A 13,035-nucleotide genomic window follows, 5' to 3' on the forward strand; every position below is an offset into this window, starting at 1 on the left:
AGAAGTACCCGGAGTAGCCTGCTCGGCATGCTGATTGGCGCCCATGTCCGTGACGACGACCCGTTGACCGCGGTCGCCGAGCGCAAAGCCGACGTCGTCCAGTTCTTCCTTTCGGACCCGCAGGGCTGGAAGGCCCCGAAGCCGCACCCCCACGGCGAGGCCATCGCGGCCGACCCCGTCGAGGTGTTCATCCACTCTCCCTACCTCATCAACGTGGCTTCGCTGAACAACCGGATCCGGATCCCATCCCGTAAGAACGTCACGCAGCACGCGGACGGTGCGGCGGCGATCGGCGCCAAGGGCCTGATCGTGCACGGCGGGCACGTCGGCGCCGATGACGACGTCGAGGCCGGCCTGGACAACTGGCGCAAGCTCTTCGAGCGCGAGCAGGAGAAGGGCGGCTTCAAGGTCCCGATCCTGATCGAGAACACCGCCGGCGGCGAGAACGCGATCACCCGCGACCTCGAGGTCATCGCCCGGCTGTGGGACAAGGTCGGCGAGTTCGGCGCCGGGTTCTGCCTGGACACCTGCCACGCGTTCGCCGCCGGCTGGGACCTCGCGACCGCCGTCGAAAAGGTCAAGGCCATCACCGGCCGGATCGACCTGGTGCACCTCAACAACTCCCGCGACGAGTTCGGCTCCACCCGCGACCGGCACGCCAACGTCGTCGAAGGCGAAGGCACCATCGACCCGGACGTGCTGGTCGAGGTCGCGCGGGCGGCGGGCGCGCCGGTCGTCGTCGAGACCCCGGCCGACGGCCAGGCCACCGACATCGCCTACCTGCGGGAAAAGCTGAGCTAGACGGCCACGGCCTTCCGGCGGCGCCGGACGGCGTTCGGGACGATCGCGTCCCGGGCGCCGTCGAGGAAGCCGCCGGCCGGGTCGTCGTCGCCGTCGATCCGGACGAGGTCGGTGGCCGGGCGGTAGATCTCGCGCACCACCAGGACGCACAGCGCGGCGACGGCGAGGTCGCGGACCACGACCGCGCCGAGGAACCAGCCTTCCGGCAGTCCCTTGTGGTCGACGCCGAGGTAGTAGAACATCCGCGGCACCCAGACCAGCGCGTCGATCAGCATCCAGCCGAGCAGCAGCCGCCAGCGCGGGATCGCCAGCACCGCCAGCGGCACCAGCCACAGCGAGTACTGCGGGCTCCACACCTTGTTCGTCAGCAGGAACGCGGCCACGACGAGGAACGCGAGCTGGCCGACGCGCGGCCGCCGCGGCGCCGCGAGCGCGACGTAGGCGATGCCCGCGCAGCAGGCCAGGAACAGCACGGCCACCGTGAGGTTCAGGTACGCCGGCGTCTGGTTCTTCTGCAGCACGCCGTCGAAGCCGGCCCAGCCCGTGGTGTAGGAGATGACGTTGTACAGCGAGTCCGGGTCCATCGGCCGCAGCGTGCTCATCCGGAAGAACTCCCACCAGCCGCGGGTCGCGGTGAGGAGGAACGGCGCGTTCACCGCCAGCCACGTCACGACGGTGGCGGCCGCGGTCTTCCAGAACGGCGTCAGCTTCCCCGCGCGCAGGCACAGCACGAACAGCACGCCGAGCAGGAACAGCGGGTAGAGCTTCGCCGTCGCCCCCAGGCCGAGCAGGAGCCCGGCGAGCAGGGGACGCTTGCGCGCCCAGGCGAGCAGGCCGGTCGCGGTGAACGCGGTCGCGATCGCGTCGAAGTTGGTGAACGCGTGCACCAGCACCAGCGGCGAGACCGCCACCAGCACCATGTCCCACGGCCGGCGTTTCATCGTCCGTCCGGTCGCCCAGACCGTGACCAGCCAGGCCATCGCCAGGAACAGTGCGGTGAGGTCGAAGTAGACCGCGACCGGCAGCCCGCCGGGCAGCCAGCCCGTCTCGGCGACGTTCTCCCAGCCCGCCGCGAGCTTCGCGTTCGCCCACTGGAAGAGGCCGGTGAACACCGGGTACTCCATGTACCGGGTGTTGTTCTCCGCCGTCTGCGAGCTCTCCTTCCACGACGTGTAGTACGGGAAGGTGCCCGGCCGGTCGAGCCGCTCGGAGCTGTAGAGCGGCACGACGTCGGAGTAGCACATCGCGACGAACGGGCGGCCCGCGCGCCAGTCGAGCTGGGTGGCGCCGCTGGAATCCTGGTACTGCTGGATGCAGGAGCCCTTGCCGAACCAGCAGAGCATCAGCGCGAGCGTGGCCAGTAGCAGGCCGACGCGCTGGGGCGACCAGAACCAGTGCCTGCCGACCGCCGCGTGCTCGCCGAGCGGGCCGCCGATGGGTCTGGTGACCGCCGCCGCGAGTGGCTCGTCCCAGCTCGGGACGACCCGGTCGGCTCGGCTCAGCGTCACGGGGCCGGGGTCCGGCTCGCGCGTGGTCTCCTCTGGCACGACTGCGGATGTTAGCGGTGTTCCCCCGCCACCGAGGTGCAGGCGGTGATCATGCCGGATTCGCGTAGTACGAGGCCAGGACCTCGGCGGCGGCTCCGCGCGTGACGAGCTCCTCGCCGCCGGCGTCCTCGACGACCTCGATGCGCTGCCAGTGCGGCAGGGGCAGCAGCTCCTCGAGCCGCTCGGAAACGGCGTCACGGTACGTGCCCGGTTCGTCCCGCACGGCGCGTCCGGCCAGCACGATCCGCTCCAGGTCGAGGACCTGCACGAGGTCCGCGAGGCCGATACCGAGGAAGCCCGCGGCGGTCCGCGTGTCGGGGGCCCGCTTGGCCATGATCTCGACGCAGCCACGCCGCCCGCAGGCGCAGACGGGGCCGTCGTAGGCGATCGTGGTGTGCCCGAACTCACCCGCGTTGGTCCGCGGGCCGCGGTAGAGCCGCCCGTCGATCAGCAGGCCGACGCCGATGCCGGTGCCGACGAGCACCACCGCGGTCGCCGTCGGGTCGCCGTGCGGCCAGAGCCGGGCGAACGCGGCGGAGTTGGTGTTCTTGTCGAGCGTCACCGGCAGGCCGGTGCGCTTCTCGAGCAGGTCGCGCAGGGGGACGTCGTGCCAGCCGGGCATGTTCGTCGCGTCGCGGACCAGGCCGGCGAGGTGGTCCAGCGGGCCGACCGCGCCGAGCCCGAGGCCCAGCACGTCGAAGCCGTCGGCGAGTTCGAGCGCGGTGGCGCCGATGGCCTCGACGGCCTGGTCGGGGGTGAAGCCGACCGGGAGCGGGCCGCCGGCCGTCTCCTCGACCTCGCCGATGAGGTTGGTGCGCAGCACGCGGTACTCGTCGCGGTCGAGGCGGGCGCCGAGCGCGTGGCGGGCGCCGGCGCGGACGGTCAGCTGCGTGCGCGGCTTCCCGACGCCGGTGGAGGGCTGACGCTGTTCGTCCAGCAGGCCGGCGTCGAGGAGCTCGGGCACGATCTTGGAGACGGCCTGCTGGGTGAGCCCGGTGCGTTCGGCGAGCTCGACGCGGCTGAGGCCGCCGGCGCGCAGGATGTGCGTGAGCAGGAGGGCGCGGTTGTGCTCGCGCACGTTGCGCAGGTTCCTCCCGGTGTCCGCCATGGACCGGATCTTCCCACGTCTGGTCAATTACGCAACAGTGTTGTTTAATGGGCCGCATGAGTGACTTGCGCGTGGGCATCCTCGGGTACGGCATCGGCGGGCGCGTGTTCCACGCACCGCTGGTGGCGGCGACTCCCGGGCTGATGCCGGCGGTGATCACGACGTCCAGCAGCGCCGCCCAGGCGCGCACCGACCACCCGGGCGCGGAGATCGTGCCGGACGCCGACGCGTTGTTCGAGCGGGCCGGCGACCTCGACCTCGTCGTGGTCAGCACCCCCAACCGCACGCACGTGCCGCTCGCGCTGCGGGCGATCGAGGCCGGCCTGCCGGTGGTCGTCGACAAGCCGTTCGCGCCGACCGCGCTGGAGGCCGAGCAGATCGTCGCCGCGGCGAAGGCGGCGGGCGTCGGCCTGACGGTCTTCCAGAACCGGCGGCTCGACTCCGACTTCCTGACCGTCCGGAAGGTCCTCGAGTCCGGGAAGCTCGGCGAGGTGTTCCGCTTCGAGTCCCGCTACGACCGCTGGGTGCCCAAGCCGAAGGACAACTGGCGCGAGTTCGGTGACCCGGCCGAGGCCGGCGGCCTGCTCTACGACCTCGGCGCGCACATCGTCGACCAGGCGCTGCAGCTGTTCGGCCCGGTCACGCAGGTCTACGCGGAGACCGACCGCCGCCGCGCCGGCGTCCAGGTCGACGACGACGTCTTCGTCGCGTTGAAGCACGCCAACGGCGTCCGCTCGCACCTGTGGGCCTCGGCGCTCGCGGGCACCCTGAACCCCCGCTTCCGCGTGCTCGGCGACCAGGCGACGTTCACCAAGTACGGCCTCGACGTGCAGGAACCCCAGATCAAGACGGGCATGCGCCCGGGCGACGACAACTGGGGCGTGGAGCCCGCCTCGGACGCGGGCAAGATCGGCGTCGGCAACGACCTCAAGACGGTGCCCACCGAAACCGGCCGCTACGAGCAGTTCTACGCCGAGGTGCGTGACGCGCTCCGCGGTGAAGGCGACTTTCCGGTCGATCCCGAGTCGTCGATCGAAGCCCTGCGCGTGATCGAGGCGGCGCACCGCTCGGGTGTCGAAGGAACGGCCATCTTGCTCTGACCCCCAGTCTGGCCGTGACGCCGGTGTCCCCCAGCGCCGACGTCACGGCCTCCTTCGGCCGCGTTGCTGGTCCTGCAGCTCCTGGAGCCGTTGCTGGAACTGGCGGAACTGGTCCAGCTGCTGGTCCTGCCGGTTCCCAGGCTGTTGTTGTTGCTGCTGCCCGCGCTGGTCCTGCTGGTCTTGCTGGTTCCGCTGGTCCGGCCGCTGCGGCTGCTGGACCTGCACCTGCACGCGGTCCTGCGGCGAGCTGATCGCGGCCACGCGGTCGAAGCGCTCGCCCGGCCGTCCCGACAGGTACAGCTGCATGAACCGGTCCCAGATCGGCCCGGCCAGGGTCGAGCCGAACAGCGGTGCGCCGTTCGGGCCGCGCAGCGCCTTGTCGCCGTCGCTGCCCACCCAGACCGCTGCCGACACCGAGGGCGTGTAGCCCACCATCCACGTCTGCGAGTTGGCGTTCGCCGCCGACGCCGGCTCGTCGTTCTGCGGGGTGTGCTGCTGCGTGCCGGTCTTCCCGGCGCACTCGTGGCCGGCCGGGCAGCTCAGCCGGGAGAACTGGATGACCGGCGCCAGCGCCGCCGTCACGTTCCCCGCGATCTGGGCGCTCTTCTGCGGGTCGTTGTCCGCGAACGCGTCGGTCGAGCGGTCCTTGGCTTCGTACGCGGTCTCGCCGTTCGCGTTGGTCACTTTCTGCACGAAGTGCCGTTCGCGCTGGACGCCGTTCGCCGCGAACGTCGCGTACCCCGACGCCATGTCCGCCGCCGTCACCTGGGTGCCGCCGCCGCCGATGGAGATGTTGTTGTCGCCGGTGAACAGCTTGCTGCGGCCGCCGTTGTCCGACGTCCGGATCCCGGCCTCCTGCGCCGCTTCCGCTACCCCGGACGGCTTCGTGATGTTGAGGACCATGTCGTAGAACACCGTGTTCGTGGACCGCTGCATCGCCTCCGCGACCGTGCACTGCTGCGAGCAGCTGCTGCTGTCGCCGGCGTTGCGGATCGGCAGGTCGACGCCGGGGAACGTCCGCGGTGAGGTGCCGTCGAACCGTGCGTCGAGGCCCCGGCCGAGCTTGAGGAACGCGGCCAGGTCGAACGGTTTCATCGACGAACCCGGGTTGTGCGGCTCGTCGGCCCAGTCGCGGCCGGCCTGGTCCTCGCCGTTCGGGCCCTTCACGATCGCGTCGCCGCCGTGGTACGCGAGCACGCCGCCGGTCTTCGGGTCGACCGCGACGAGCGCGTTGAGGATCCGGTCGTCGGTCTGCTCGGCCATCCCCTCGGCCACGGCTTTCTCGGCCGACTGCTGGGCCACCGGGTCGATGGTCGTGAAGACCTGGAAGCCGCCGGAGTAGTACTGCTTCTCGTCGATGCCCTGCGCGGCCAGCTCGGCCTTGACCTTGTTCTTGATGAACGGGTTCAGCGCCCCCGCTTCGCGGCTCTCCCGCAGCGGGATCGGCGTCGGGAACTTCGCCGCCGCGCGCTGGGCCGGCGTCAGGTATCCGTTCTTCGCCATCCGGTCCAGCGCGGTGGTCCACCGGCTCGTCGCGACTCCCGTGTTCTCCGAGCGGCCCGGCTGCTGGATCAGCCCGGCCAGCAGCGCGGACTCCGAGTAGTCGAGCTGCCCGGCGTCCTTGCCGAAGTAGGCCTGCGCGGCGGCCTGGATCCCGTAGGCGCCGCGGCCGAAGTAGATGATGTTGAGGTAGGCGGTGATGATGTCCGCCTTCTCGTAGGTCTGGTTCATCTTGAACGACTTCGCGAGCTCGACCCACTTGCGCGCCAGCGTCGGGTCGTCGTCACCGGAGGCGTTCTTGATGTACTGCTGGGAAATCGTCGACCCGCCACCGGACCCGCCGGTGACCTGGTTGTACGCCGCCCGCAGGATGCCGCCGACGTCGAAGCCCGAGTTGGTCTCGAACGACGCGTCCTCGGTCGCGATCACGGCCTTCTTGACGACGTCCGGGATCTGGTTCGCCACCAGGATCTGCCGGTTGCCGCCGGTGGGCACGTCCTTGCCCATCTCGGTGCCGTCGCGGTAGAGGTAGGTGACGGCCTGGCCCTGCGCCTGCGCGACCGTCTCCGGCGAGGGGACGTCGACGGCGAAGTAGGTGACCAGGAACGCGACCGCGGGGACGGCGAAGAACAGCCCGGCGACGACGTAGCCGATCCGCCGGACGCGCCGCCACCGTCGTTTCCGCAGGTCCCCGTCGGTGAGCGGCCGTGGCCGCCGCGGCGGCTGCCCGGGGCGCGGCCGCCGGATCGGCACGGTCGGCAGGTCGTCCGGTTCGGTGCCGTTGTGCGCGTGGTGGGTGATCAGCTCCGGCTCGGTGCCCAGCAGCCCGGCGCGGGGCACCGGTCGCCGGGTCCGGCGACGAGGGTCGGGCCGCCGGCCGGGTGACGTGCGGTCGTTGTTCACGGGCCGTCCTCCACGGTGGGCTGCGGACGCAGTCCTCTCGGAAGGGGACACGGACCGCGGCCCACCTTGGTTCACCCCGGGGCGGCTGAAGGGCACCTTCGTTCCACCAGACGCACTGAAGGGCACCTTCCTCGCGGCAGATGCGCGGAAGGTGCCCTTCAGCAGGCTTGCCGGGCGGCTAGTGCTCCGGCTCGTCGGACTTCGTCGGCGTCTCCTTCGACGTCGGTGTCTTCGTGTGCTTCGGCGTGCTCTCCTGCGACGACGACTGGTTGCCGTGGTTGCCACCCTGGTCGCCCTCGTCGCCGTTGCCGGGGTCGCCCTGGTCGCCGCCGTCGGGGTTCTCGTTCGTCGGGGTCGCGTCCGTCGTCGTGGCCACGTCGGACGACGGCGGCGGCACCTCGCCGCCGATGCGCTCGACCTTGTCGAACCGCTCGCCCGGCTTGCCGGTCAGGTACAGCGACAGGAACTTCTGCCACATCGGGCCGGCGATGGTCGAGCCGTAGATCGGCGAGTTGTTCTTGCCGTGCAGCGGCTTGTTGCCGTCGCCGCCGACCCAGGCCGCCACCGAGACCGACGGCGTGTACCCGACCATCCACGTCTGCGAGTTCGCGTTCGCCGCCCAGGACGGCTCGCCCGCGACCTTCGTGTGCTGCTGCGTCCCGGTCTTGCCGGCGCACTCGTGGCCGGCCGGGCACTTCAGCTTCGAGAACCCGATGACCGGCTTCAGCGCTTCGGTGACGTTCCCGGCGATCTGACGGCTCTTGTCCGCATCACTGTCGAACGCCGGCTTCGCGTCGGTCGCGGCTTCGTACGCGACTTCGCTCTGCCCGTTGGTCACCTTCAGCACGAAGTGGCGGTCCCGCCGCTGGCCGTCGGCCGCGAACGTCGCGTACGCCGCAGCCATGTCCAGCGGCGTGATCTGGGTTTCACCGCCGCCGAGGGAGATGTTGTTGTCCTTGGTCGAAATGATCGACTGGCCGCCGTCGTCGTTCTTGGTCTTCACACCGGCTTCCCGCGCCGCGTCCTTGACCGGGCCCTGGTGGGTCTGGTTGAGGACCATGTCGTAGAACACCGTGTTCGCCGAGCGTTCCATCGCCTCGGCGACGGTGCACTGCTGCGAACAGCTGGATCCCGGGCCGGCGTTGCGCACGACGCGGCCGTCGAAGGTGCGGTTGTTGGAGCCGTCGAACGTCGCGTCGAGGCCCTTGCCCATCTTGAGGAACGCCGTGAGGTCGAACGGCTTCATCGACGAGCCCGGGTTCTGCGGCGTGTTCGCCCAGTCGCGGCCGGCCTGGTCCTGCCCGTTGACCTGCACGATCGGCTTGCCGCCGTAGTAGGCGAGCACGCCACCGGTCTCCGGGTCGACGGCGACGAGCGCGTTGAGCAGGTTGTCGTCCACTTGGCCCTTCATCGCGTCGGTGGCGGCCTGTTCCGCGGCCTGCTGCGCCTTCGGGTCGATCGTCGTCTGCACCTGGAAACCGCCGGAGTAGTAGCGGTCCTCCGGGATGTCGTGCGCGGCCAGCTCGTCCTTCACCTGCTGGACGACGAACGCGGGCGGCGCGCCGGCCTGCTGCTTGCTGTCTTCCAGCGGGATCGGCGTCGGGAACTGCGCCTTCGCGCGGTCGGCCGCGGTGATGTAGTTGTTCTTCACCATCCGGTCGAGCGCGGTGTTCCAGCGGTCCTGCGCGACCTTGGGGTTCTCCGAGCGGCCCGGCTGCTGGATCAGCCCCGCCAGCAGCGCGGCTTCCGAGAAGGTGAGGTCCTTCGCGTCCTTGTGGAAGAAGGCCTGCGACGCCGCACCGACCCCGTACGCCCCGCGCCCGAAGTAGATGATGTTCAGGTACGCGGTGATGATGTCCTTCTTCTCGTACGTCTGGTTCATCTTGAAGGACTTGGCCAGCTCGGTCCACTTGCGCGTCAGCGTGGGCGCGTCGTTGTCGGTGGCCTTCTTGATGTACTGCTGCGAAATCGTCGAGCCACCGCCCGTGCCGCCGGTGGCCTGGTTGTACACCGCGCGCAGCAGGCCGCCGACGTCGAAGCCGGAGTTGGTCTCGAACGAGTCGTCCTCGGTCGCGATCGCCGCGTGCTTCATGACGTCGGGGATCTGCTCCGGGGTCAGCAGCACGCGGTTGCCGCCGCGCGGGACGTCCTTGCCCATCGGCGAGCCGTCGGCGTAGAGGTAGGTCACCGCCTGGCTCTGGTTCTGCGCGACCTCGGTCGGCGACGGCACGTCGACCAGGAAGTACGTGATGACGAACGCGATCGCGGGCAGCACGAAGAACAGCCCGACGAACGCGTAGGCGACCCGCCGGATGATCTTCCAGCGTCTCTTCTTGCGCTGCTCCGGCGTGAGGACCGGCTTGCCGTCGGCGGCCGGCTCGACGTCGTCGTAGCCGTCCGGCTCGTCGTAGGCGTGGTGCGTCATCAGCTCGGGGCCGCCGCTCATCGGCGGCGGCTCGGGCCGGTACCCGCGCGGCGGCGTCTGCGGCGGCTGCGGCCGGCCGCCCGGCGGGGGCACGGGCCGGCGCGGGCCCTGGCCCTGGCCGTACGGACCCTGGGGTGCGCGACGGCGCGGATCGGGTCCCTGGCCGGGCCAGGAGCGGGATCGATCGTCGGGCACGGGCAGTCCTCCAGTCAGCGCGGGCGGCGACGGCCGCCACCCCCTTTAGGAAGGGACGCGCGTGAAGCGCCGGGGTTGCCGAAACGATCTTCCTGAACCGCTTCAGGGCCCTTCGCGTACGCGAAGGGCCCTGAAGGAGGACGTTCCTAGCCGGGCCCGGAGCCCGGTGGCCGGGCGACTCCGCCACCACCGCCCGAGGTGTTGCCGAGCGGGAACGTCGGCGTCTCACCCGGCCCGGGCCGGGTCCGGCTCGTCCGGGGCGTGGTCGTCTCGGTGTCCGACGACTCGGTGCTGGGCGGGGTTTCCGTGGTGGTCGGCGGTGTCGTCGTGGTCGGCGTGTCCGGCGGCTTCTGCTGCGTCGTCGTCACGTCGTTGACGTCCTTGCCGATCGCCTTGACCTTGTCGAACTTCTCCGCCGGTTTGCCCTTGAGGTAGAGGTTCATGAAGTTCTGCCACGTCGGGCCGGCGATGGTGGCACCGAAGATCGGCTTGTTCTTCGGGTCGTGCAGCGGCTTGTTGCCGTCGCCGCCGACCCAGACCGCCGCCGACACGGACGGGGTGTAGCCCACCATCCACGTCTGCGCGTTGCGGTCCTTGAACGACGCCGGGTCGTCGGCCTTCGCCGTGTACTGCTGCGTACCGGTCTTGCCCGCGCACTCGTGGCCGCTCGGGCACTTCAGCTTCGAGTGGTCGATGACCGGCTTCAGCGCCTCCGTGACGTTGCCCGCGATCTGCTGGCTCTTCGACGCGTCGTCGTCGAACGCCGGGTTGGTCTTGATGTTGTTCTGGTCGAACTCCACCTCGTCCTGGTTGTTCGTCAGCTTCGAGACGAAGTGCTGCTCGTGGTAGGTCCCCCCGCTGGCGAACGACGCGTACGCGGCCGCCATGTCCTCCGGCGTCACGGCCGTGCCACCACCACCGAGCGAGATGTTGTTGTCGTCGGTGTAGAGGATGCTCTTGCCCTCCGGCGCGACCTTGACCCCGGCTTCCTTCGCCGCTTCCGCGACCCGCGACGGCTTCGTCACGTTCAGGACCATGTCGTAGAACACGGTGTTCGCCGAGATCTCCATCGCCTTCGCGACGGTGCAGTCCTTGCCGCAGCTGGCGCTGTCACCCGCGTTCCGGACCGTGCGGCCGCCGAGCACCCGGTTGTTCGAGCCGTCGAACGTCTCGCCGAGGCCCTTGCCCATCTTGAGGAACGCCGTGAGGTCGAACGCCTTCACCGAGGAACCCGGGTTCCTCGCCTGGTTGGCGCGGTCCTGGGCGATCTGGTCCTTGCCGTTGGCGTCCTTCACGATCTCGGGCCCGCCGTAGTAGGCGAGGACACCACCGGTCTTCGGGTCGACCGCGACGAGCGCGTTCAGCAGGTTCTCGTCGGTCTGGCCCTTCATGCCGTCCGCGGCGGCCTTCTCCGCGGCGTCCTGGGCCGCCGGGTCGATCGTGGTGTAGATCTTGGCGCCGCTGGAGAACAGCTTGTTCTCGTCGTAGCCCTTCGCCGCCAGCTCGTCCTTGATCCGCTGCTGGACCTGGTAGGTGAGCTTGCCCGAGTTCTGCTCCTTGTTGGCGTTCTTCGGGATCGGCGTCGGGTACTGGAAGGTGGCGCGCTCGTCGGCGCGGAGCCACTTGTTGGCGACCATCTGGTCCATCACGTACGCCCAGCGCTTCTGCGCGTACGCCTCGTTCTCCGAGCGGCCGGGGCCCTGGATCAGGCCGGCCAGCAGCGAAGCTTCGGAGGCGTTGAGGTCCTTGGCGTCCTTGTTGAAGTAGGCCTTGGCGGCCGCCTGGATGCCGTTCGCCCCGCGTCCGAAGTAGACGATGTTCAGGTAGGAAGTGATGATCTCTTCCTTGGACTGCTGGTTGTTCATCTTGAACGACTTGGCCAGCTCGGTCCACTTGCGGGTCAGCGTCGGGGCGTCGTTCTGCGTCGCCTGCTTGATGTACTGCTGGGAGATGGTCGAACCACCGCCCTGGCCACCGGAAACCTGGTTCCAGACCGCGCGCAGGATGCCGGTGACGTCGAAGCCCGAGTTGGTCTCGAACGTCGCGTCCTCCGCCGAGTACACGGCGTGCTTGACGACGTCGGGCACCTCGCCCGGCTTGAGCAGCTGGCGGTCACCGCCCGGCGGCAGCTCCCGGCCCATCACGCCGCCACCGGCGTCGTAGTAGGTGATCGGCTGGTTCTGCAGCGACTTGATGCTCTCCGGCGTCGGCACGTCGACCAGGAAGTAGGTGATGACGAACGCGATCGCGGGGACGACGAAGAACAGCCCGACGAAGGCGTACGCCACCCGCCGGATGATCTTCCAGCGGCGCTTCTTGCGCTGCGCCGGTGTGAGGACCTTCTTGCCGTTTTCGTCCAGCTCGGTTTGGGGCTCGACGTCGTCGGCGAACTCGTTGAACGCGGCGTCGTCCTCGTAGCCGTCGTCGTACGGGTCGCGGCCGATGTCGTCGGTGCCGTTGTGCGCGTGGTGGGTGATCAGGTCCGGTTCACGCCCCGGGGCCGGCACCGGCCGCCCGCCGCGCGGCTGGCGGAAGCCTTCCGGCGGCGAAGCGGGCGGACCCTGCGGCGGGCGCTGGCCCGGCGGTGGCGGGACCGGGCGCCGCGCGGGCATGCCCTGCTGGCGGGGTCGCTGAGGCCGCCGCGGCGGCTCGTCGCCGGGCCACTGGGGACCGCCTTCGTCGCCGGACGGCCACTCGGGCGACCCGCCGCCGCGCGGGTTGCCCCGGGGTGGTGTGGGTCGTTGAGGCCGGCGGGGGGCTTCTTCGCCGGGCCAGGCGGGGCCGGGGTCTTCTCCCGGCCATGGGCCCGACTGGGCACGGCGAGGTGCATCTGGCTCCTGGCCGGGCCAGGAGCGGTTGCGGTCGTCGTTCACGAATGGGCCTCCCAGACCGGCGCCCGGTAGTGCGCCGTTCTGCGCTCTTCAGCGGTTGTGATCCAGCTCACCGGCCTGCGGTCCTTCGCGGACCGTCGGCCGGTTCCCCCGTGCCGAGGACGTACGACCGGACCAGGTGGTTCCAGTGGCACGCCCGGCACACTTCGACGTCGTACACGGTGAACTCGGCGAACCGGCCGGCCATCCTGGCCAGCTCTTCGGGGGTCCTCGCCGAGCCCGCGACGTGCTTGAGTTCGTCACCGTAGACCCAGGACACCAGGGTCAGCGGTTCCTGGCGGCAGATCGGGCAGGGCAGGTCACCGGCCCGGCCGTGGAACTTGGCCGCCCGCAGCAGGTACGGGCTCGCGTCGCAGGCTTCGTAGCTGCCGACGCGCCCGGAGCGGACTTCGGCGAGCAGCGCACGGCGCTGCAACGCGTAGTCCACGACCTGCCGCTGGTTAATCACCAGGACAGAGTACGGGCTCTTCCTGTGTCGTCCACGCCCCCTAGCGCGGCCGGTGCCCGGCCCGGCGGGGACACGCCGGACGTTCGATAACTCTCCGGTGAATTTCGCCCACTCGAG

At 70.2% G+C, this 13,035-nt stretch carries 8 protein-coding genes; 2 read left to right on the forward strand and 6 right to left on the reverse strand.

The genetic code is table 11. The annotated features are described in order from the left end of the window. The first annotated feature begins 27 nt into the window (after positions 1 to 27). Positions 28 to 801: a deoxyribonuclease IV gene (locus tag AB0M83_RS00305; RefSeq protein ID WP_364510142.1), complete on the forward strand. Its 774-nt coding sequence runs from the start codon at positions 28 to 30 to the stop codon at positions 799 to 801. Here AB0M83_RS00305 and AB0M83_RS00310 read toward each other — a convergent pair. After that, positions 798 to 2,348: a glycosyltransferase 87 family protein gene (locus AB0M83_RS00310; protein ID WP_364510145.1), complete on the reverse strand. Its 1,551-nt coding sequence runs from the start codon at positions 2,346 to 2,348 to the stop codon at positions 798 to 800. The two genes, AB0M83_RS00305 and AB0M83_RS00310, sit on opposite strands and share 4 nt — an antisense overlap. A gap of 49 nt (positions 2,349 to 2,397) precedes the next feature. Further along, positions 2,398 to 3,456, reverse strand: coding sequence for an ROK family transcriptional regulator (locus tag AB0M83_RS00315; RefSeq protein WP_364510147.1), 1,059 nt, complete (start codon positions 3,454 to 3,456; stop codon positions 2,398 to 2,400). Between the two features lie 56 nt (positions 3,457 to 3,512). Between AB0M83_RS00315 and AB0M83_RS00320 the strand changes: the two genes are divergently transcribed. Further along, positions 3,513 to 4,556, forward strand: a complete 1,044-nt coding sequence (locus tag AB0M83_RS00320) for a Gfo/Idh/MocA family oxidoreductase (RefSeq protein ID WP_364510150.1) — start codon at positions 3,513 to 3,515, stop codon at positions 4,554 to 4,556. A gap of 42 nt (positions 4,557 to 4,598) precedes the next feature. Here AB0M83_RS00320 and AB0M83_RS00325 read toward each other — a convergent pair whose 3' ends face one another. From AB0M83_RS00325 to AB0M83_RS00340, 4 genes are all read right to left on the reverse strand, one after another. After that, a complete protein-coding gene (locus AB0M83_RS00325) occupies positions 4,599 to 6,959 on the reverse strand; it encodes a transglycosylase domain-containing protein (RefSeq protein ID WP_364510153.1) in 2,361 nt (786 codons plus the stop codon). Between the two features lie 178 nt (positions 6,960 to 7,137). Then, entirely contained in the window at positions 7,138 to 9,405 is a 2,268-nt protein-coding gene (locus AB0M83_RS00330) for a transglycosylase domain-containing protein (RefSeq protein WP_364510796.1), read from the reverse strand. A 320-nt stretch (positions 9,406 to 9,725) separates the two neighbouring features. Further along, complete coding sequence (locus AB0M83_RS00335) at positions 9,726 to 12,452, reverse strand: transglycosylase domain-containing protein (protein WP_364510156.1); 2,727 nt, start codon at positions 12,450 to 12,452, stop codon at positions 9,726 to 9,728. A gap of 67 nt (positions 12,453 to 12,519) precedes the next feature. Then, entirely contained in the window at positions 12,520 to 12,918 is a 399-nt protein-coding gene (locus AB0M83_RS00340) for a DUF5318 domain-containing protein (protein WP_364510158.1), read from the reverse strand. Positions 12,919 to 13,035: the final 117 nt, after the last annotated feature.

The organism is Amycolatopsis sp. NPDC051106, from assembly GCF_040682775.1.
GTDB lineage: Bacteria > Actinomycetota > Actinomycetes > Mycobacteriales > Pseudonocardiaceae > Amycolatopsis.